General features: G+C 44.0%; 20 protein-coding genes and 2 pseudogenes. 18 read left to right on the plus strand and 4 right to left on the minus strand.

Translation table 11 applies throughout. The features are described 5' to 3' along the window. Window positions 1–24: 24 nt before the first annotated feature. Window positions 25–999: a biotin synthase BioB gene (gene bioB / locus KGMB01110_RS13625; RefSeq protein WP_119298898.1), complete on the minus strand. Its 975-nt coding sequence runs from the start codon at window positions 997–999 to the stop codon at window positions 25–27. A gap of 375 nt (window positions 1000–1374) precedes the next feature. Here bioB and KGMB01110_RS13630 point away from each other — a divergent pair, with 375 nt between their 5' ends. The 4 genes from KGMB01110_RS13630 (at window position 1375) to KGMB01110_RS13645 (ending at window position 3942) form a co-directional block, all read left to right on the plus strand. Further along, window positions 1375–1701, plus strand: coding sequence for a PadR family transcriptional regulator (locus tag KGMB01110_RS13630; protein ID WP_117602604.1), 327 nt, complete (start codon window positions 1375–1377; stop codon window positions 1699–1701). Next, window positions 1688–1897: a DUF2812 domain-containing protein gene (locus tag KGMB01110_RS13635; protein ID WP_117602470.1), complete on the plus strand. Its 210-nt coding sequence runs from the start codon at window positions 1688–1690 to the stop codon at window positions 1895–1897. Before KGMB01110_RS13630 ends, KGMB01110_RS13635 begins: the two co-directional genes overlap by 14 nt. A 90-nt stretch (window positions 1898–1987) precedes the next feature. Next, window positions 1988–2470, plus strand: a complete 483-nt coding sequence (locus KGMB01110_RS13640) for an RNA polymerase sigma factor (RefSeq protein ID WP_117602469.1) — start codon at window positions 1988–1990, stop codon at window positions 2468–2470. Beyond that, entirely contained in the window at window positions 2467–3942 is a 1476-nt protein-coding gene (locus tag KGMB01110_RS13645) for a DUF4367 domain-containing protein (protein WP_119298900.1), read from the plus strand. The genes KGMB01110_RS13640 and KGMB01110_RS13645 overlap by 4 nt, the downstream gene beginning before the upstream one ends. A gap of 102 nt (window positions 3943–4044) precedes the next feature. Here the strand turns inward: KGMB01110_RS13645 and KGMB01110_RS13650 are convergent, their stop codons facing one another. Beyond that, window positions 4045–4203: a rubredoxin gene (locus tag KGMB01110_RS13650; RefSeq protein WP_117602467.1), complete on the minus strand. Its 159-nt coding sequence runs from the start codon at window positions 4201–4203 to the stop codon at window positions 4045–4047. A 119-nt stretch (window positions 4204–4322) separates the two neighbouring features. Between KGMB01110_RS13650 and KGMB01110_RS13655 the strand changes: the two are divergent. The 3 genes and pseudogenes from KGMB01110_RS13655 to KGMB01110_RS15985 form a co-directional block, all read left to right on the plus strand. Beyond that, a pseudogene (locus KGMB01110_RS13655) lies at window positions 4323–4865 on the plus strand (ABC transporter ATP-binding protein); the annotation flags it as partial. Window positions 4866–5164: 299 nt separating this feature from the next. Next, on the plus strand, window positions 5165–6205 hold the full coding sequence (locus KGMB01110_RS13660; RefSeq protein WP_119299247.1) for a zinc-dependent dehydrogenase: 1041 nt from the start codon (window positions 5165–5167) through the stop codon (window positions 6203–6205). Between the two features lie 78 nt (window positions 6206–6283). Then, window positions 6284–6412 (plus strand): annotated as a pseudogene (locus KGMB01110_RS15985) (ATPase); the annotation flags it as partial. Window positions 6413–6619: 207 nt separating this feature from the next. On the opposite strand, the gene KGMB01110_RS13670 reads toward KGMB01110_RS15985, so the two are convergent. Beyond that, window positions 6620–8011 (minus strand): NCS2 family permease, encoded by a 1392-nt coding sequence (locus tag KGMB01110_RS13670; protein WP_119298902.1) that lies wholly within the window; start codon window positions 8009–8011, stop codon window positions 6620–6622. Between the two features lie 205 nt (window positions 8012–8216). On the opposite strand from KGMB01110_RS13670, the gene KGMB01110_RS13675 reads away from it, so the two are divergent. From KGMB01110_RS13675 to KGMB01110_RS15915, 8 genes are all read left to right on the plus strand, one after another. Next, window positions 8217–8816, plus strand: coding sequence for a hydrolase (locus KGMB01110_RS13675; protein ID WP_119298904.1), 600 nt, complete (start codon window positions 8217–8219; stop codon window positions 8814–8816). An 89-nt stretch (window positions 8817–8905) separates the two neighbouring features. Beyond that, window positions 8906–9199, plus strand: coding sequence for a PTS sugar transporter subunit IIB (locus KGMB01110_RS13680; protein ID WP_119299249.1), 294 nt, complete (start codon window positions 8906–8908; stop codon window positions 9197–9199). 130 nt (window positions 9200–9329) lie between these two features. Continuing rightward, complete coding sequence (locus KGMB01110_RS13685; protein ID WP_119298906.1) at window positions 9330–11366, plus strand: BglG family transcription antiterminator; 2037 nt, start codon at window positions 9330–9332, stop codon at window positions 11364–11366. A gap of 94 nt (window positions 11367–11460) precedes the next feature. After that, window positions 11461–12876 (plus strand): PTS ascorbate transporter subunit IIC, encoded by a 1416-nt coding sequence (locus KGMB01110_RS13690; protein WP_117602449.1) that lies wholly within the window; start codon window positions 11461–11463, stop codon window positions 12874–12876. A 157-nt stretch (window positions 12877–13033) separates the two neighbouring features. After that, window positions 13034–13345 (plus strand): PTS fructose transporter subunit IIB, encoded by a 312-nt coding sequence (locus KGMB01110_RS13695; RefSeq protein WP_119298908.1) that lies wholly within the window; start codon window positions 13034–13036, stop codon window positions 13343–13345. A gap of 24 nt (window positions 13346–13369) precedes the next feature. Continuing rightward, complete coding sequence (locus KGMB01110_RS13700; protein ID WP_243112838.1) at window positions 13370–13894, plus strand: fructose PTS transporter subunit IIA; 525 nt, start codon at window positions 13370–13372, stop codon at window positions 13892–13894. A 36-nt stretch (window positions 13895–13930) separates the two neighbouring features. Next, on the plus strand, window positions 13931–15040 hold the full coding sequence (locus tag KGMB01110_RS13705) for a PTS fructose transporter subunit IIC (protein WP_117602447.1): 1110 nt from the start codon (window positions 13931–13933) through the stop codon (window positions 15038–15040). A gap of 664 nt (window positions 15041–15704) precedes the next feature. Then, on the plus strand, window positions 15705–16139 hold the full coding sequence (locus KGMB01110_RS15915; RefSeq protein WP_334294939.1) for a winged helix-turn-helix transcriptional regulator: 435 nt from the start codon (window positions 15705–15707) through the stop codon (window positions 16137–16139). On the opposite strand, the gene KGMB01110_RS13720 is transcribed toward KGMB01110_RS15915, so the two are convergent. Continuing rightward, window positions 16045–17367, minus strand: coding sequence for a sodium-dependent transporter (locus KGMB01110_RS13720; RefSeq protein ID WP_119298910.1), 1323 nt, complete (start codon window positions 17365–17367; stop codon window positions 16045–16047). The genes KGMB01110_RS15915 and KGMB01110_RS13720 overlap by 95 nt on opposite strands. A 167-nt stretch (window positions 17368–17534) precedes the next feature. Between KGMB01110_RS13720 and KGMB01110_RS13725 the strand changes: the two genes are divergently transcribed. The 3 genes from KGMB01110_RS13725 to KGMB01110_RS13735 all read left to right on the plus strand — a co-directional run bounded on the left by KGMB01110_RS13725 (window position 17535) and on the right by KGMB01110_RS13735 (window position 19897). Continuing rightward, complete coding sequence (locus KGMB01110_RS13725; protein WP_117602444.1) at window positions 17535–17750, plus strand: hypothetical protein; 216 nt, start codon at window positions 17535–17537, stop codon at window positions 17748–17750. A 180-nt stretch (window positions 17751–17930) separates the two neighbouring features. Next, window positions 17931–18899 (plus strand): DUF3878 family protein, encoded by a 969-nt coding sequence (locus KGMB01110_RS13730; protein ID WP_119298912.1) that lies wholly within the window; start codon window positions 17931–17933, stop codon window positions 18897–18899. Then, window positions 18896–19897: a nucleotidyltransferase family protein gene (locus tag KGMB01110_RS13735; RefSeq protein WP_119298913.1), complete on the plus strand. Its 1002-nt coding sequence runs from the start codon at window positions 18896–18898 to the stop codon at window positions 19895–19897. Before KGMB01110_RS13730 ends, KGMB01110_RS13735 begins: the two co-directional genes overlap by 4 nt. Window positions 19898–19926: the final 29 nt, after the last annotated feature.

Raw genomic sequence — 19926 nt, forward strand, 5'->3', positions numbered from 1 at the left:
TCAGGTTATCTAAAAAGATAGAGACTACGCAGATTCAATCTCGTAAGTAAATCCGGCATCGACGATTGTCTGGATTGTATCCTGAATTCCTTGTCCGCCAGCGGTCAGATAGCCGGAAGCGAAGATGGAATCTACGACGCTCAGCAACATCTTTTCTTCTCCTTTGAAGTAAACTTCCCGTCCTGCCGCACAGCGAATATCAGCAGTTGGAACCAGAAGTCTGGCAAGACATAGAATCTTCATGCAGTATGCGGTGGTAAGGCCGGACATATCGGTATGTTCCAGCGGAGTGCCGGGAATAGGAAGCAGAAAATTGATCGGCAGTGCTTCCGGTTTGATTTCACGGAGTTCTAAAAGCATATCTACTACATCTTCTTTACTTTCTCCCATACCGATAATTCCACCGCTGCAGATTTCATAGCCCAGTTCCTGCAACATTTTGATATTTGCCACACGTTGTTCGAAGGTGTGAGTAGAACAGATCTTTGAATAATAAGAACGACTGCTGTTCAGGTTGTGATTGATCCGATCTAAACCGGCTTCTTTTAAGAGCAACGCCTGATGTTTTGTCAGAAAACCGATGGAACAGCAGAGATGGGTTCCATCCTTTTTCATTTTTCGGATTTTCTCAGCCAGTTCTTCGATTTCTCCATCTGAAAAATTCATGCCGCTGAGCCCGATACAATGCCTGGAAAGATGATGATCTTTTACAAAGGTATTGTCTTCGTATAACTTCTCATCAGCTACCCATCTGTATTTCTCAATATCGGCATTGGAACGGCAGGATTGTGCACAGTAGGCGCAGTCCTGAGAACAATTGCCACTCCGGGCATTTGTAAGAATATGGATACTGACATGATTTCCTTTATATTTGCGCCGCAATAGTTCTGCGCGGGCCACTAATTTCTGCAAATTTTCATCCGGTGTATTTAAAATGGCAATGGCTTCTTCACGGGAAAGAAGCGGATCGGATGTGGATGGATTTGTAACTGTATTCATAAAGAATTCCTCTCTTTCGTTGAAGTAAATGCGATCTTGTACCTAAGATAGCATGTGAAAAGTAAAATGTCAACCAATATAGATATACAGGTTAACAATAGGGCGATAAGAAATTCGTATGAGAAATTCCTGCCTTGACATATATGTCGAAGTGCGATATATAATATATAACGAAGTGCGATATATCAATATGCGATATATTGAAACGAAATATAGAACAAAGGTGAAGGATCATATGATATTTGAAAGTAACAGTCAAAAGAAAAGACCAATTAAAAAGGAATAGCAGGGAAGTGGGAAATCAACAATCGAAAAAAAGATGGGAAATAATCAAAACTGAAGGTGAAAGAAAAATCAGAAAAGGAGGAAGCACGGATGGATGCACATATTAAAAAAGTATACGTTCCGATGACAGAAACCGGATTCTATATTCTGTACTGTCTGCAAGAAGAAATGCATGGATATAATATCGGGTTAAAGGTCAAAGAGATGACGGCAGGCGAAGTCTCGATCAGTCCGGGAACGATGTACGGAACTTTATCTAAAATGGAAAAAGACGGTCTGATTACATTTTTAAGAGAAGAAGAGAAACGAAAGATTTATCAGATTACGGAGCTCGGTCGAGAGGTTCTTGGGCTGGAATTGAGACGGATTGAACGATTGTATCAAAACAGTAAGGGGGAAATGTATGATGGCAGATAAAAAAGAACGTAGACTGTTTGTGTTAAGTGAGTATGAGGAAGAAGAACAGTATCTGAGAGATATGGCGAGAAAAGGGTATCTTCTGGAAAAGGTTACACTTCCCGGAGTTTACCATTTCAGAAAAGCAGAACCAGTGGATATGGTCTATCGGTTGGATTTTCCAGATTACGTAAAAAATATGATGCCGAAAAAGTGAAATAAAAATTTTAAACAGGGATTTTTGGGGGAAGTTGATCGTCTAATCTATGTAAATAAAAAATACTGGCCGGTATGGAAAGGAAAATATATGACAAAAGAGCAACTGGGACAGTTGATACTTTCTTCGGAACAACAGCTCTATGCAACAGCCAGAACGATCTTGAATCAGGATCAGGACTGTGCTGATGCGATACAGGAAGCCATTGTCAAAGCGTTCAGCAAATACGGATCTCTAAAAGAGGATCGTTTTGCAAAGAGCTGGCTGATAAGGATTCTGATCAATGAATGTTACAACATTTTAAGGAGAGAACAGAAGAAGGTAAGCATAGAGGAAGTGCCAATGGAGCCGGTGGTTCATACAGAAGAAAAAGATTACAGTGAACTTTACAGGGCTGTCCGGGAACTGAAAGAAGAACTTAAGATTCCTGTGATCCTGTTCTATATGGAAGGATTTCGGGTGAGGGAGATTGCACAGATCCTGGATATTTCGGAGGGAGCCGTTCAAAAACGACTGGTGAGAGCCAGAGATATCCTGAAACGAACCATTGACAGAGAGGAGATTTCAGCATGAGATTAGACGATCTGAGAAAAGAAATGCCGGAAACACCGGATTTTATACATAAGATGATCCAGGAAGAGGTGGAACATCAGATGCAAGAACAAAAGATGATTCCGATTCAATCCAAAAACAGACACAGATGGAAAGCAGGACAGGTGGCAGCAGCGGCGATTGCCTGTGTGATCGCAACTTCGACGGTTGCTTACGCAGGAAATAAACTTTATCATATGTATCTGGAAAAACAGGGCACATACAGTGTGACAACGACAGTGCAGTCCGGGGAGAATGACAGTGCAGTTCAGTTGCCGGATCAGGTTCACCAAATTGCGATTGAAGCAAATTATATACCGGAGGGTATGGAGTGGAACGATGAAGCGAAAGTAAAACTCAGTTATGCCACAACACCATGGCAGGGGGGGATTTCGATGGATTACGTTCTGTTGGATGAAAAGAATCTGAAGGCTGCTCAGGTAGATAAACATGTGGTGGAAAGCGAAGAGAAGATGTTTGGAAAATATGAAGGGGTGTATTTGCGTTATCAGGATCTGCAGAAAGATCAGTCTTTTAACCAGAGAATCTATCTGCTCTGCCCGGAAGAATACCGCGTGATTATCCTTTATATCGGAGATGATGTAGCAAAGGATGAGGCAGTAAAATTTGCAGAAAACCTTACGGTGACAGAAAAAGAAGAAATGATTGCAGTGAAAGATCTGTATACCTGGAGTGAATATGTGGCACCGGCACCGGCAGAGACAGAGCAGTCAGATGATGAGTATGTGACAGAAGTGGCAGATTCCAAACTTCCGATCTATAAAGTGGGAGAATCCATGAAGCTAGATGCGTTCGCAGAAGATGCGGATGGAAATCCAGTGAAAAATAAGCGGATTATGGCAAAAGTAGATCAGGTTCAGATCGAGGATGATTTAAGTCTTCTGGAAGGAAAAGAGATTCCGAAGGAGTGGCAGCAGGCCGTCGGAAATGATGGAAAACTTGTGAAGAACCATCTTTCCTATATCGAATCCGGAGATGGAGTGGAGAATCTGGATCAGGTGGTGAAAGAGGAGGATGTAAGGCAACGATTAGTCTATGTGACCGTGACATATAAAAATACCTCAGATACAGAACTGGACAACATCCTTTATATCGGCTCGCTGATGCTGATGAACCATAAAAACGGAACCTACCAGGTTTATGAGATAGAAGATCAGAAAGGGGATGGCTATGACAAAGTGATCGGAGATAGTGTGGCGTGGAATGGTAATATGACCTGGTTCTCTCAGAAAGATGAAAATGGAAAAAATTATATACCGTCCCTAAAACCGGGTGAAAGTACGCAGGTTGTGATGGCATGGATCATGGATGAACCGGATCTTGAGAATATGTATCTGAATCTGGACAGCAGTGGCGGTTCGTACTTTATCGGCACCGATGAATTGAAAACTGGTGTGATTGCAATCGGAGAGGCAGCATCGGAAGAGAGATAGAAAAAGAAAAGGAGCTCCGGCACTTTGTGATTAAGATCAAAGTATCTGGGCTCCTCGATTGTAAAAAAGAATCAAACGAAAACGAGTATTCTTCAGAAATAATTATTCCTCAGAAAACTGGTCTTTTCCGACTAAACATAACGGACACTCAAAGTCTTCCGGTACATCTTCCCATTTCGTACCCGGTGCGATTCCGCCTTCCGGATATCCTTTTTCTTCATCGTATTCCCAACCACATACATCGCATACATATTTTTTCATAATATAATCTCCTTTGCATTTATTTAAAACCTGATAACAATAATAATAACTATTACTATAATTAGATTATAATGAATCCATACGAGATTGTCAATAGATTCATAAAATATTTCTATAAAATTTCCGAAATTGATCCGGAGACACTGATGTCTATGTATTCCATCGTATTCCAGGATGTGACGCTGTTTAATAATACTGTACTGGAAAATATCCGGATCGGAAAACAGGATGCTACCGATGAAGAAGTAATCGCGGCAGCGAAACTGGCGCATTGTGATGAATTTGCAGAAAAGATGCCGAATGGATATCATACCATGATCGGAGAAAACGGTTCGGAACTCTCCGGTGGAGAAAGACAGAGAATCTCCATTGCCAGAGCATTCTTAAAAGATGCACCGATCATTCTGATGGATGAGGCTACCGCCTCTCTGGATGTGGACAATGAGACGATGATCCAGGAAGCGTTATCCAGACTGATCAAAGACAAGACAGTGATGATTATTGCCCATCGGATGCGTACGGTTGCCAATGCCGACAAGATCGTTGTGTTAAAAGACGGAGTGGTTGCAGAAGAGGGAACGCCTCAGGAACTGGCGGAAAAGGATGGAATCTTTGCACATATGCAGAAGACACAGATGCTTTCCGCCGGCTGGAAACTGTAAGGGATATATTGCATAGACAGAAAAAACAGAGTGTTACCATAGTTTCAAAGCATAACATTTTTTATCAAATGATTTCATCGTATCTGAAATCTTATCTAAAGTTCTAAAAATTGCCGATCATGGCAAAATATAAACTTATATTGGCACATGTTTTGAAAGGAACGATACAGGAATTCGCAACAATGGAGCCGGAGTACATCAAATAACCGTTGTACTCCGGCCGTTCTTTTGTTATAATAAATATATGAAGTTTATACGTATAAATAAATGAGATACAAATGAAAGGAGAGGTAGAACGGATGAAAGCAGCAGTATATCTTGAGAAGGACAAAATTGAAGTCAGAGAGGTTCCGAAACCGGAAGTGGACGATGACAGTGTATTGGTGAAGGTGGAAGCCTGCGCAGTTTGTGGATCGGATATCCGGATTTTCCATCATGGAAACAGTCGGGTGAAACCACCACAGACACTGGGACATGAGATTGCCGGAGTGGTTGTGGAAGCCGGAAAGAATGTGACAAGGTTCAAAGTGGGGGATCGTGTGGCAATCGGTGCAGATGTTCCGTGTGGAGAATGTGCATTCTGTGAAGCGGGGATTGGAAATAACTGTCAGACCAATTATGCGATCGGCTATCAGTTTGCGGGTGGCTTTGCGGAATACATTCTTTTGAATAAAACGGTAGTGAATTTTGGACCGGTTCATATTCTGCCGGATCATGTCAGTTTTGAAGAAGGAGCACTGGCAGAGCCTCTTGGATGTGTATTAAATGCAGTAGAGCTGACGGGGATCAAATTGGGAGATACGGTGGTGATTATCGGAGCAGGACCGATCGGGTGTATGATCATTCCGATTGCTTATAAATGCGGAGCTTCCAAGGTAATCGTAGTACAGAGATCCCGTCCGCGTATGGAAACGGCGAAGCAGTTTGGTGCGAATGTCTATATCTGTTCTTCGGAAGAGGATCCGATTCAGAGAGTGCTGGAAGAGACAAATGGTCTGGGAGCGGATGTGATCTTTACGGCGAATCCATCACCGCAGACCCACGCACAGGCGTTGCATATGGCGAAAAACCGGGCAAGAATTAACCTGTTTGGCGGACTTCCGGCAGGAAGTACCGTGGAAATGGATACCAATATTATTCATTATAAAGAACTGATCATGATGGGAGCTCATGGAGCAGTCCCGCGTCATCATCAGATGGCAGTAGATCTGATTGCGTCAGGTACGATTGACATGAAGCCTTATATTTCGCATACTTTCCCATTGAATCAGATTCAGGATGCCTTTGCAGCGGCGGAAGGACATACGGGAATGAGAGTGGTTGTGAAACCGCAGCAGTGAAACATCCGACAAGAGTCCCCAGACCGGCGATACCAGTAACACAAAGCCGCTTATGTCGAAAGAAAACGCTCAAAATCGCCCCGGGCATTATCTTCTTTGAAATATTTCTATGAAAATGCCTCGGAATATCAGATTATCTGTACAATTTCGTTGTTGGGAATTGTTTTACATGAAGGAACATCGTTTCCGGTTGGAAAAGTGGACTTTTAAGCGTAAAAATCGGGCAGGAGATGGAAATTATCCATTCTTCTGCCCGGTTTGACTTATACTGTTTGTTGTTCAGTATTATGTAAATACTTTTTCATATTGTTTCTCTCAGGTTTGTCCCATATACAGGCTAGAACAAACCTTGAAAACAGAATCCGCTGATTCTGTAAAAGTATAAAACATGATGCTTTATACATTCCCGCCCTCTTAGAAGAATAATGCCGAGCATTCCTTGATCAGGAAGATCACAGCCAGTACATATAACAGGATACTGATTTTCTTCTCTTTTGCCTTTCCGGTCAGTACGTTTAAGATCACGTATGTGATGATTCCAAGAGAGATACCCTCGGAGATGCTGTAGAAGAACGGCATTGCAATGATGCAGATGTAACATGGGATGGCTTCAGACATATCGTCAAAGTCGATATGCGTTACGTTTGTCAGCATATAAAGTCCTACTACGATCAGAGCAGGCGCAGTTGCGAAAGATGGAATCGCAAGGAAGATCGGTGACAGGAACAAAGACAGACCAAACAGGATGGCTGTAGTAATGGCTGTCAGACCGGTTCTTCCGCCTTCGGATACTCCGGAAGCACTTTCTACGAAAGTTGTAGTAGTGGAAGTTCCAAGAGCTGCTCCGGCCGTAGTTGCAACGGCATCGGCAAGCAGCGCGCCTTTGATACGTGGGAGTTTTCCGTTTTCATCCAGCATACCGGCTTTTGCAGATACGCCGACCAGTGTTCCGATCGTATCAAACAGATCCACAAACAGGAACGCAAACAGGATAGTCAGGAAATCTAAAGTAAAGATTCCATGGAAATCTAATTTGAACAGAATCGGTGACAGAGACGGAACGGATAATCCATTGCTGAAATCCGGAAGAAGGCTGTAAAAGCCGAGCTCCGGATTTGGTACATAAATTCCGGCAAACTGACAGATAATTCCAAGTGCCCAGGTGATCAGGATTCCCCAGAGGATATTTCCTTTGACGTTTTTGATGACCAGAATTCCGGTGATCAGGATTCCGATGATCGCCAGTGCAACCGTGATTCCTACATCGTTAAAGGAAGCGTTTACTCCATTAACTGCATTGTAGTTATCCAGAGAGAACAACTGCAACAAGGTAGATCCGCCGATTACGATTTTTGCATTTTGCAGACCGATAAATGCGATAAAGAGACCGATACCAACGCTGACAGCAGATTTTAAATTCTGCGGGATGGAATTAAAGATCGCTTCACGTACACTGGTCAGAGACAGAAGGATGAAAATAATACCTTCTGCAAAGACTGCGGTCAGTGCATATTCCCAGCTATATCCCATACCCAGCACGACGGTGTACGCAAAGTATGCGTTGAGCCCCATTCCGGGTGCCAGTGCAAAAGGATAATTTGCCAGAAGAGCCATCAGCAGCGTACCTATAAGGGAAGCCAGTGCTGTGGCTGTGAACAGTGCCCCCTGATCCATACCGGTTGCTGAGAGGATGGAGGGGTTGACTGCCAGAATATAAGCCATCGTCATAAAGGTGGTTATTCCGGCCAGAACTTCGGTTTTGACATCTGTGTTGTTTTCAGATAATTTGAAAAATCTTTCTAACATCGCCTTCTCCTTTCATTCCTAAATGTAGATAATGTGAATTACTTATACATAATACCATATTTATTGAAAAAAGAATATCAAAAAAAGATTCTGGCTGACAAAAAAGATTTTTGCGTAAAAAATCTGGTTTTGATTTCTACTTCCTTTTTTATAGAAGAAAGTGTAAAATATCTGTGTTATCATAGTGGCTTGGAGGTAAGAAAACATGAGTGATATTACAAGAGAAGAAGCATTTGAGCTGTTAAGAAAATATAATCAGGATCCGTTCCATCTGCAGCATGCACTGACAGTGGAGGCCGTGATGAAATGGTATGCAAAGGAACTTGGGTATGCAGCGGAGGCAACCCACTGGGGAATCGTGGGGCTGCTCCATGATATTGATTTTGAATTGTATCCGGAAGAGCATTGCCTGAAAGCACCGGAACTTTTAAGAAAAGCCGGTGTGGGAGAAGATATCATTCACAGCGTAGTATCTCATGGTTATGGAATCACTGTGGGCTGCGGAACAACCATTGAGGTAGAGCCGGAACATGAGATGGAGAAGGTGTTATTTGCAGCGGACGAGCTGACCGGACTGATCTGGGCAGCAGCGTTGATGCGTCCGGCAAAGAGTACCAAAGACATGGAACTGAAATCTTTAAAGAAGAAATATAAGAGTAAGGGATTTGCGGCAGGCTGTTCCCGTGAGGTGATCCAAAGAGGAGCGGATCAACTGGGATGGGAGCTGGAAAAGCTTCAGACGATGACACTTGAGGCAATGAAAGCCTGTGAAGATGAGATTAATGAAGCCTGCGCGGCCTTATAAAGAAGAGCGCACAGGGAAAGAATTCCAGTCAGTTTCTTCTTGAAATGCAGGAAAAATACAAGGGACTGATAGAGGAAGGAGATAACAGCATGGAACAGATCACAGAACATAGAATCCGAAGAATTATGTGCTGTTGTGGCAATGGCCTTGGTACGTCTCTTTTTATGCAGATGACCATGGAAGAAGCGTTGGAAAAACTCAATGTATCTGGTGTGGAAGTGTGCTTTGGATCTCTGGCGGATGCGATGGAAGGACAGGCAGATCTGTTTGTGGTTTCGGAAGAACTGGAACATACACTTGCGGGTCTGCCGGTGCTCGGGTTAAAGGATCTTTCGGATGCGGATCGGGCGGCGAAACTTCTGAGAGAGAAATTCGGCATGTGAGTTCAGGAGAGATCCGGAAAGTGATAAAGACAGTTTGAGAGATTTGAAAACAGATTGTATGGAGAGAATCGAATCAAAACAGATTCAATAGAGTGCAACAGATAAAAAGGAACGAAATGAGTGGAGAGGCATGTCAATCGGATATTTGAATGAACGGATGCAGAAAATCCTGAATATGGTATTAAAGCGAAGCAGTGAATTTTCCATTAAAGAGGTAGCGGAAGAACTCTCGGTCTCTACCCGGACGATCTATAATGAACTGGAAAAGGCGAACGGCTGGCTGGAAATGAAGGAAAGACAACCGCTTCGGGTCATTCGCGGGAAGATCCAGCCCTGTCCTGAGGAGGAACGAAGGGCTCTGGAACGGCTTTTGGAAGAGGAAGAGGTGGACAAAGCTTATGTATTTACGCCGACAGAACGGACGAAGATCATTGTCTGTCAGATTGTGGTATCGGGAAATCCGACAGCGGTAGAGGATCTGATGGAGACCTGTCAGGTCAGCAGAAATACTATTTTCACGGATCTGCAGGCCGTGATTTCGCAGTTGTATACCTATCAGCTGGAATTGCGGTATGAAAAGAAGACGGGATACTGGATTCAGGGAGATCCCATGCGGGTGAGAGCTATTTTCTTCCTTTATTTTAATATGCTGGAACCATTACTTTCCGCCGGACATCTGAATTTCTTACATATGGAGGAGATCCGTCCTTATCTGGAACGGATCGAAAAGGTGGAAAATGAATTGAAAGTCCGTTATGTGCGAAATGATATGCTGGCACTGGCGGCGATGATCCCGGTCATGGAGCGGGGCGACAGTCCACTCACTTTTTCAGATGTAAGTACTGTCAAAGTGAAACAGTCTGCAGAATACGGTCTGATCTGTCGCTATTTCCCTGAATTACCGGAAAATGAACAGATCTACATGACCCTGCATTTTCTGGGCGGGCGCCTGGCTTCCTATTCCAGAAAGGAAAAGACAGAAGAACGCAATGAATTTGTTTGGGAAATTTCCAAAAATCTTGTGACAGAGTTCGAGCGCAGAGCCTGTGTAATTTTTGAAAAAAAGGAAGATCTTCTGGAAAATCTGTACCGCCACATTGATGCGGCCATGTATCGATATCGGTTCGGAATTCAGATCGGAAACCGGATGGAAGCAGACATACAAAGGGAATACCCATATATTTTTGATATTGTGCGGGTGACGGCACGCTACCTGGAACAGCAGATCGGTGTACAGATTTCTGACAGTGAGGTGTCCTATCTGGCATTGCATTTCGGTGCTCATCTGGAATATGCAAGGCACGATGAAAAAGAACTTCGGATCCTTGTAGTCTGTATGAACGGTGTTGCCACCGGAAACATGATCAGTCATGAACTCAGGCGGATTCTGCCACAGGCACGGATCGTGGGAGTTATGACAGTGGCACAGATTGTAAATCCGCAGAATATCTGTGATCTGATCATCAGTTCCGTGAAGATGGATTCTACGGTACCGGTGATTCTGGTGAATCCGATCTTAAATGATTTTGACCGGAGAAATATACTGAATCATCCCATGATCCGTAGCAGATTTGGCTTTGTGGATACAGATGCCCTGTATCAGATCGTCAAAAAGTATGTGGCAAAAGAGAAACATGCGGAGCTGAGAAATGATCTGGAACGATTTTTCAGAGGACAGTCGGAGGAGCATCAGCCGGTGTTAAACCCGGACGTCTGGCACCTGACCGATTTCCTGACGGAAGACAGAATCCTGTTCCTGAATAAAGGTGACTCCTGGGAAGATGCGATTCGAAAGGTATCAGATCCGCTCCTGAAACGGGAAAGCATGGAAGAACTTTATGTAGATTGTATTATTGACCGGCTAAAGGAAGCGGGGCCGTATATGTTTGTGACGCCGGATCTGATCCTGGCACATGCCCGACCGGAAAATGGGGTCCGGCATCTGGATTTTTCCATTGGAATTGCACCGGATGGCATTGAATTTCAGGGAGGAAAGAAGGCAAGGGTGGTTTTCTGTCTTGTAGTAGAAGACCAGTATAAACATATGGGAATCTTAAGGGATATCCGAAAAGGACTTGCAAAGGCAGAACAGGTGGATGAACTGATGCAGTGCCGCACACCGGAGGAGATCTGTACCTTGTTGCGGACAAGATTATCTGAGGAGTGATCAAAGTCATAGATGGGATAGACGGAAATGTAAAAAGGAACACGAAAATAAAGACGAAGCTGAATCGAAAGAAGGAGAAAAAAGGACAGGAAACATGCAGCATATTTTGATAATCATTCAGGAAATTTTCATGACTCCGGCGCTGATCATGGGCGGAGTGACGCTGATTGGTCTGCTTTTGCAGAAAAAGCCGGCAGACCAGGTAATCCGGGGAACTGCGACCGCGGTGGTCGGATTTGTGCTGTTGACGGCAGGATCTGATTTCTTACAGTCGGGAGCGCTGCGAGAGTTTGGGGTCTTGTTTAACTATGATTTCCATATTCAGGGGGTAGTTCCGAACATGGAGGCGGTATCGTCTTTGGGGATCCGCTTTTATGCAATGGAAGTATCGACCATGATGTTTCTGGGAATGATCACCAATCTGATTCTGGCGAGGTTCGGAAGATTTCCCTATATTTTTCTGACCGGGCATCATATCCTGTATATGGCATGTTTGTTGGCGGTCGTGTTCCATCAGGGGAATATGGAAAGCTGGCAGATCGTTGTGGCGGGCTCCTTGATCCTTGGGCTGTTTATGACGTGCATGCCAGCCATGGCGCAGCCTTTTATGCGGGAGATCACAAAAGGCGACAAGATTGCATTGGGACATTTCTCCACCCTGGGATATGTAACGGCGGGAAAAGTGGCGGAGCTTGTAACAAGGAGAATGGATCGGGAAAAGATCCGATCAACAGAAGAAATCCGTTTTCCGTCAAAACTTTCTTTTATGCGGGATTCTACGGTGGAACTTTTTTTGCTGATGACCGGAATGTTTCTGATTTTGTGTAGAATCGCAGTTTTTCGAACGGATCTGAGTCTGCTGGATCTGTCATATCGAAGCGGAGAATATGGACACTGGATCACGTATGCGGTGATTCAGGGAGCAAAATTTGCGGCTGGAATCTACATGATCTTGGCAGGTGTACGTTTGGTCGTGGCAGAAATTGTGCCGGCGTTTAAGGGAATTGCAAAAAAACTGGTACCACATGCCAAACCGGCGGTAGATTGTCCGATCTTGTTTTCTTATGCACCCAACGCAGTCATGATCGGCTTCTTCATGTCTTTTCTCGGTGGAATCACGACCATGCTTGTGATCATGCAGTTGAATCTGTGGAGCAGGAACTTGATGCTTCCGGTGATTGTTCCGGGAGTGGTGGCCCACTTTTTCTGCGGAGGATCTGCAGGAGTGTTTGCAAATTCAAAAGGAGGAGTACGGGGGTGCATTGCAGGATCTTACGTACAGGGAATCCTGATTTCTGTGCTGTCATTGCTGGTGATGCCGGTGCTTGGGACTTTGAATCTGTCCGGAACCTGTTTTTCAGATGCAGATTTCTGTGCGGTGGGAATCGTGTTTGGTCATCTGACGACAAGATTTTCCGGCGGGCAAATGTTGGGATTTTGCCTGTGCTGCTTTCTGCTGCCGATTGTATTCAGAATTTTTCGGAAGAAACCGGCAGTGGAAATTCCATAAAAGGTTTGCAGAGAACGGGACTGCAAAATAACTACAGAAAGAGAGTCCAGTGAATTTCAAAAAAAGTTGAAAGGATCTGGACTTCTTTTTTTTATGCCCCAAATGCTATATTAGATGCAGAAAGAAACAAGAGAAAGATCTAAGGAGGATATAAAGAATGAAAATCGTTGGAGTATGCGCATGTACCGTTGGAATTGCCCACACTTATATGGCACAGGAAAAACTGGAGAAGGCAGCAGAGAAAGCCGGAATCGAAGCAAAGTTTGAGACACAGGGAAGTATCGGAAGAGAAAATGCGCTGACAGAGGAAGAAATCAAAGAAGCAGATCTGGTAATCCTTGCGATTGACGTTAAGATTGCAGATACTGATCGTTTTGCAGGCAAGAAAGTAATTAAAGTTTCTACAGACGTTGCAATTAAGTCACCAAATAAGCTGATGGAAAAAGCAAAACAGATTATAGCAGCTTAAAATTGCGGGAGGATAACTGAGATTATGGCAGATATGGAATTTATGAAGATTCTGACACCGGAGACAATTGTAACCGGCCTGAATGTAAAGGATAAAGCCGAAGCACTGGATCAGATGGCAGAGCTGTTTGTGAAAGCCGGAAATATCAATGACAAAGCACAGTTTATCAAGGATGTGTATGTCAGAGAAGAAATCGGAGAGACCGGTGTTGGAAATTATATCGCGATCCCTCATGGAAAAAGCGAAGCAGTCGTAACACCGGGAGTTGCCATTGCAGTCCTGGATCAGGAAATTGAATGGGAAAGCCTGGATGATACCGGAGCAAAAGTGATCATTTTGTTTGCTGTTGGTACTGACAATGAAGCAGCAATGGAACATCTGAAACTTCTGGCAATGTTTTCCAAGCGTTTGGGAGATGATGCGGTGGTCGCAAAACTGATCGGAGCCGGTTCTGTAGAAGATGTGATCAGAGCATTGACAGAAGAAGCTGAAGAAGCAGAAGAGACAGAAGAGGAAGACATTGATCTGGATGATATCACGATCATGTAGTTCCTATAGTAAAGTAAATTAACGAGGTAAGAGAATATGGAAAAGATAAAAAGTTTGAATTTAAAAGGACATCTGCTGACTGCCATTTCCTATATGATCCCGATCGTATGTGGTGGTGGTTTTCTGGTGGCAATCGGTATGGCATTTGGTGGAACCAATATGTACTCAGATGGGCTGGTACAGGGAAGTTTCACTTTCTGGGATGCGCTGGCAACTATGGGTGGAGCGGCACTTGGATTACTTCCACTGATCATCGCGGTGGGAATTGCATTTTCAATCGCAGGAAAACCGGGAATCGCTCCTGGATTTGTAGCAGGTCTTTCTGCAATCGCAATCAGCGCCGGATTTATCGGTGGAATCCTTGGCGGATACATTGCCGGATTCCTGGTACTTGCACTGATTAAACATATTAAGGTTCCTGCATGGGCTAAGGGATTGATGCCGACGGTTATCATTCCGTTGATTTCATCCTTTGTCACCGGACTGGTTATGATCTATGTATTCGGTGTACCGATCGCAGCATTTACAGAATGGCTGACTAACGTACTTCTGGGACTTGGAACTTCTTCCAAACTGGTTCTCGGAGTCGTAATCGGAAGTCTGTGTATCGTGGATTTCGGTGGCCCGATCAACAAGACCGTTTATGCATTTACCCTGACACTGCTGGCTTCCGGAATCAAAGAGCCTGTCACTGCACTTCAGCTGGTAAATACAGCAACTCCGATTGGATTCGGATTGGCTTACTTTATTGCAAAACTTCTGCACAAGAACATTTACGAAGAGGAACAGATTGAAAACCTGAAATCAGCGGTTCCGATGGGCGTGTTAAACATCGTAGAAGGTGTTATCCCGATCATCATGAGTGACCTGGTTCGTGGAATTATTGCTTCCGCAATCGGTGGAGCATGTGGAGGAGCAATCACTATGATCTTTGGTGCTGATTCTACCGTACCGTTTGGAGGATTTTTGATGTTGCCAACCATGACTCGTCCGTGGACAGGACTTCTGGCAATCGCAGTGAACGTTGTAGTAACCGGACTGGTTTATGCGGTGATCGCAAAAGATAAACCGGCGGAGGCAACTGTAAATGAGATGGAAGAAGAGGAAGAGCCGGATCTGGATGATCTTGAGATCGAAGTATTTTAAGGGAGATCTTTGGGATAAGACTACTGAGACAGAACTCGCAATTGAGAAATGTGGAACATAGGTGTTTGGATAGAGAATTTTTAAAACATGTGAAGCATGACGAAATGGCTGATTCTATAGAGTGAATAAAAAGAAAAGGAACGGAAGCGATGTGATTGCAATGCTTTCGTTCCTTTTTTTGAGATTCCTTATAGCCGCAGACGCTGCATTCCTGATGTTTGGAACCTTTCCCGTTGTGAGCTGTGGCGGATGTATCGTGAGTGATTTTGCCCTATGCATAAAGAATAAAAAACGGAGGGAAAGTTGGTTGTAGGAGATGTTTTCCTTGAGACAACATTAAATAACATCAGGGCAAATCATGGGAAAATTGCAATTTCTGCATATGATGCGTAGAGTCTGGAAGGGTACCAGATCAAGGGAACTGCCGAATATGTAACGGAAGGGGAATTAGTCGATACATTTAAAGCTATGGTTGAGAAGATGTTTAATGGGGCGGCAACTGCGAAAGGGGCGCTTGTGATCACACCTTCCAAAGTCATTGTTACCACACCGGGAGCAGAGAATAAAAAAGAAATTTAACAGAAAAGATACTCATAAATTTCATAGTAACTTTAAAAAGATCACCTTCAAGTTATAATATTAAAAAACTTGAAGGTGATTTTATATGGCAAAATATAAGAAAAAATTAGAGGATGATATACGCTGCCCGTTGGAATATGGTCTGGCAGTATTTGGTGGAAAATGGAAGTCCCGCATTTTATGCGTATTGTCAGCAAATGAGAGACTGCGTTACAGCGAAATCCGTAAGGAAATGTATAATATAATGGATGCGGTTCTTGCGTCAACGTTAAAAGATCTGATAGAAGATGGAATGATTGCAAGGAAATCTTATGATGAAATTCCGCCAAAGGTGGAATATACTCTGACGAAAAAGGAAAATCTGCCGTTCCGATTTTACAGAGTATTTGCCAATGGTCAGATATTTTTCCTATGTCTGTCTTGCCCTATCCGATTCCCCCAAGTGCGATTCCGAGGATCAGCACAAAGAAACAAATCGGGATGTAGAGATACTTACAGATCGGGAAGAAAAGAGATGTAAATGTTTTCTCACGGCCTTTGTTGACCTCTTTTTCTACATAAGTTTTTCCGCAAACCCAGAAGAACATGATGCCTGCCAGTCCTGCGCCGAGCGGGCAGATATAAATAGATAGCACATCCATCCAGTCGGAGACAATGCCCTGGATCAGCAGAGAGACGATCGTGCCGATGATCCCGATGACTGCACAGGCTGGAACTCTGGACAGGTGAAATTGCTCCTGAACAGTTGCAATCGGAGCTTCGTACAGGTTGATCAGGGAAGTCATTCCTGCCAGCAATACTGCGGCAAAGAAAATAATAGCGATTAAGCGTCCGCCCGGCATGGTGCGGATCAGGTGGGGAAGAAAAATAAACAGAAGTCCCGGACCGCCCTGATTTAATCTGGCTCCGGTGGTTGCCATCGCCGGGATGATAACCAGTGCGGCAAGAATGGCAGCCAGTGTATCAAAGAGTGCAACCTTCGATGCGGATTCCGGTATATTTTCTTTATCGGACAAGTAGGAACCGTAAATCAAAGTTCCGTTTCCGGCAACGGACAGGGAGAAGAAAGCCTGTCCCAGTGCGAAGATCCAGGTGGTCGGATCGGAAAAAGCTTTTGGATCTATCCGAAAAATATAACGATAACCATCAATGGCACCCGGCTGAAAAGCAACATAGACAGCCAGGATCACAAACAGAAGAAAGAACAAAGGCATCATAATCTTTCCAGCACGTTCGATGCCGCCTCCCACACCAAGCATCAGAATCAGCATACAGAGAACCAGAGCGGCAACCTGCCAGAGGTTGTTACCGAAAGCAGAAGCCATGGAACCGAAAGCTGCCCCGTATTCTTCTACATCAGTATAGGCAAGAGTACTTCCGGTCAGGGTTCCGATGGCATATTTTAAAATCCAGCCCATGACGACGGTATAGCCGATGGCCATGGCAAGAGAACCGAATACCGGAATCAGACCAAACGTCTCGCCCAGTTTTCGATGTTCTTTTTTCTCACAGGCAATGCCGAAAGCGTCGATCGGCCCGGATCTGGTGGCGCGACCAAAGCTCATTTCGGTAATGACACCGGTGAAACCAATCAGAATAACGAAAAGGATATAAGGGATCAGAAAAGACCCGCCTCCATAAAGTGAAACGCGGGTAGGAAACATCCAGATATTGCCCATACCCACAGCAGAACCGATGCAGGCAAGGATAAATCCCCACCGGCTTTGAAATGAATCGCGATTGTTCATAAGTAATTTCCCCCAAAAAAGTATAGTGGTTTTATTATAAAAGATTTTTAGAGAAAAGTCCATGCGCTCAGGGATTGATTTGTAAGACATTCTATCTTATAATAAACAAGATACAGAAATCGTAAATTCTATATGATACAGAAGAAAAGTAGCAGGAGGGAAATTCAATGCCCCATGGAGTTTTAGTAGTACTTATGATCGTTTTAGTGATTTTGTCAGCGATTGATCTGATCAATCCACATATTTTGAGACGGTCGAATCTTGACGAAAGCAAGCTGGAATTATACAAAAACTGTGATTTCGGAATTCTTGCAATTTGCAGTGCGGAGCTGATTATTGAAGCACTTCATGCGTTAGGTATTATCAGTTTTACATTGATATGATCTGCAAAAGGGGACGATGAGGTTCGAAGTATCGAAATGTCATCGCCCTTTTTCATTCTATAGCTTGCTATCAGACATACGATATCGTGAAGGAATGGGTGTAAAAAGAGTGCACCCTGTAGCATAAATTTATCAGGATTCACAGAGCATGATATCCTGTGGGAAAATGGGAGAGAATGGATGACCGTAACAAAGGAAATCCGGATGCTGGAAGAACTTTTGAGCCAGGATCAGTTTGAATTGCAGAAAACAGAAGACGGGCTTCGTCTGATCTATCTGATGAATGACGCGGTGGAAAGCTTCCTGCTTTTTATAAACGGGAGAATGACCGGCAATTACCGGGAAGATTATGAAGGAGAGCTGGGGGCAAGCCTGAGCCGTGAAAATAACGAATATGTTCTGGTGGTAGAACAGGGGGATCAGGTAGTCACAGTGTTTTTCCAGGATCTGAATCTACAGGTGTATCTGTATGATTATGGTGAGATCGGACATTTCTGGATGGAAGGCTACGAATATCTTCGGCAAATGGAATATAAGATCGCGATTCTCAGAGATAAGCTGGAGTACCTGGGCGAAGCGTACTGTGTGGAAGCGGAGCGGGAACTGGCTGCGCTGGCAGACTTTCCGCCATTGAACAGTTGTTATCCGGCGGTTTCAAAGGCGTATCGGGTGGAAAGAGAGAATCCCTGGAATGTGACAGAGCAGGCGATTGCAGTGATGAAGAAGTACGCAGGAGAGGCAGGAGACAGATCCTTTCTTAAATGGCTGCACCTCTATGAGAGATTTCCGGTGAAATGGATTGGAAAACATTTGGGGAAAATACTTCATCAGAACAGACATCAGGCTTTGTTTCTCGGAATCTGGGAGAAAATGCAACAGGCGGCATCTGGTTATCCGAAACGGGAATTTGATGAACAGGTGACACAGACGTTTTGCCAGCTTCAAAAGGCTGCGAATCTGCGCAGGGAGCAGATAGAGAAAACGGGGAAAAAGGTCTGGATCTTTCGGGAGGAACCGTTTCTGTTTGCGGAAGATTCCATAGAATGTGGCGTGTATCTGTTGATCTGGGAGAGAAAAGGAAGAAATACACAGACTGTGATCGAGAAGGTTGAAGTCGAAGAGATTAAATCAGGGAGCGACAAAAGATGATAACATTAAATGACTATTTATATTCGGGAGACACGATTTTCCGTATTTTGAGAAATTATACCAATGACTTAAGGACTGACGCAAAAAAGACGGGGAATGCCATTGATCAGATTCACTGCAATTTTCTGATCCAGATCCGGGAACTTCTGGAACACAATGACTTCCTGACGGCACAGTCTCAGATAATCCGGGAATTCTACAAATTTATGGCGAAAAAATATCCTCTTCTGGCTTTTACATTTAAAGGAAGGATCAAATCACTGATCCGGGCGGAAGAAAAGTTTAACGGTTATATTGTGGAATATATCTATAATTATTATAAAGATCACGGAACATATCCGACGGTGGAACAGCTGAAAGAACGATTGAGCTGTTTTCGAGATCTGATTGCATATCGGATCGTGATCTCCATGCCGCGGTGCCATTATAAGACAAAGGAAGATGCAGAGAGAGCGGAGTTGGAATATCTGTATCAGATTGCCAATGAACTGCCGGGATTTCTGGAGGAACGGGGATTTACGGCAGAACCGGCAAAGGGGATTATGGAGAGTACATCCCCACTTCTGTCGGAGGAGGTCAGACCTTATTACAGAGATTACATTTCTCACAGAACTTCGGAATCCGGGGAAGAAGAATATCAGTCGTTGCATCTGACGCTTTACGACAATTGCTCCAGAAGCTATATGGAATTCCAGCTTCGGACCAAACAGATGGATGATGCGGCGGAAATCGGCCCGGTGAATCATCTGGGATATGAGAAACGGCAGCAGGAAGAACGATCCAGGAGAGACAGGATCCCGAAAGGCGAAAATATTTATTTCGATGAGGCGTATGAACGGGGAATGAAGCTTGCGTCCCTAGAACTGTCCGAACTGGATGTGAATATGTTTGCGGCGGCAAATAACAGTCTGATCAATGATGGATGCGGGCTTTACAGAGGACGGTTGATTCTTCCTTACGAGCATTTGTCCAGATTCCAGAATAATCTGATTGATTAGAAGAATACGTAGTGCAGGTGAGAAAATGT

Source organism: Mediterraneibacter butyricigenes, assembly GCF_003574295.1.
GTDB lineage: Bacteria > Bacillota > Clostridia > Lachnospirales > Lachnospiraceae > Mediterraneibacter_A > Mediterraneibacter_A butyricigenes.

Excerpts from the sequence above, each read along its gene's own strand:
- bioB (WP_119298898.1), bottom strand. The coding sequence starts at position 999 with ATGAATACAGTTACAAATCCATCCACATCCGATCCGCTTCTTTCCCGT.
- KGMB01110_RS13630 (WP_117602604.1), top strand. The coding sequence starts at position 1,375 with ATGGATGCACATATTAAAAAAGTATACGTTCCGATGACAGAAACCGGA.
- KGMB01110_RS13635 (WP_117602470.1), top strand. The coding sequence starts at position 1,688 with ATGATGGCAGATAAAAAAGAACGTAGACTGTTTGTGTTAAGTGAGTAT.
- KGMB01110_RS13640 (WP_117602469.1), top strand. The coding sequence starts at position 1,988 with ATGACAAAAGAGCAACTGGGACAGTTGATACTTTCTTCGGAACAACAG.
- KGMB01110_RS13645 (WP_119298900.1), top strand. The coding sequence starts at position 2,467 with ATGAGATTAGACGATCTGAGAAAAGAAATGCCGGAAACACCGGATTTT.
- KGMB01110_RS13650 (WP_117602467.1), bottom strand. The coding sequence starts at position 4,203 with ATGAAAAAATATGTATGCGATGTATGTGGTTGGGAATACGATGAAGAA.
- KGMB01110_RS13660 (WP_119299247.1), top strand. The coding sequence starts at position 5,165 with ATGAAAGCAGCAGTATATCTTGAGAAGGACAAAATTGAAGTCAGAGAG.
- KGMB01110_RS13670 (WP_119298902.1), bottom strand. The coding sequence starts at position 8,011 with ATGTTAGAAAGATTTTTCAAATTATCTGAAAACAACACAGATGTCAAA.
- KGMB01110_RS13675 (WP_119298904.1), top strand. The coding sequence starts at position 8,217 with ATGAGTGATATTACAAGAGAAGAAGCATTTGAGCTGTTAAGAAAATAT.
- KGMB01110_RS13680 (WP_119299249.1), top strand. The coding sequence starts at position 8,906 with ATGGAACAGATCACAGAACATAGAATCCGAAGAATTATGTGCTGTTGT.
- KGMB01110_RS13685 (WP_119298906.1), top strand. The coding sequence starts at position 9,330 with ATGTCAATCGGATATTTGAATGAACGGATGCAGAAAATCCTGAATATG.
- KGMB01110_RS13690 (WP_117602449.1), top strand. The coding sequence starts at position 11,461 with ATGCAGCATATTTTGATAATCATTCAGGAAATTTTCATGACTCCGGCG.
- KGMB01110_RS13695 (WP_119298908.1), top strand. The coding sequence starts at position 13,034 with ATGAAAATCGTTGGAGTATGCGCATGTACCGTTGGAATTGCCCACACT.
- KGMB01110_RS13700 (WP_243112838.1), top strand. The coding sequence starts at position 13,370 with ATGGCAGATATGGAATTTATGAAGATTCTGACACCGGAGACAATTGTA.
- KGMB01110_RS13705 (WP_117602447.1), top strand. The coding sequence starts at position 13,931 with ATGGAAAAGATAAAAAGTTTGAATTTAAAAGGACATCTGCTGACTGCC.
- KGMB01110_RS15915 (WP_334294939.1), top strand. The coding sequence starts at position 15,705 with ATGGCAAAATATAAGAAAAAATTAGAGGATGATATACGCTGCCCGTTG.
- KGMB01110_RS13720 (WP_119298910.1), bottom strand. The coding sequence starts at position 17,367 with ATGAACAATCGCGATTCATTTCAAAGCCGGTGGGGATTTATCCTTGCC.
- KGMB01110_RS13725 (WP_117602444.1), top strand. The coding sequence starts at position 17,535 with ATGCCCCATGGAGTTTTAGTAGTACTTATGATCGTTTTAGTGATTTTG.
- KGMB01110_RS13730 (WP_119298912.1), top strand. The coding sequence starts at position 17,931 with ATGACCGTAACAAAGGAAATCCGGATGCTGGAAGAACTTTTGAGCCAG.
- KGMB01110_RS13735 (WP_119298913.1), top strand. The coding sequence starts at position 18,896 with ATGATAACATTAAATGACTATTTATATTCGGGAGACACGATTTTCCGT.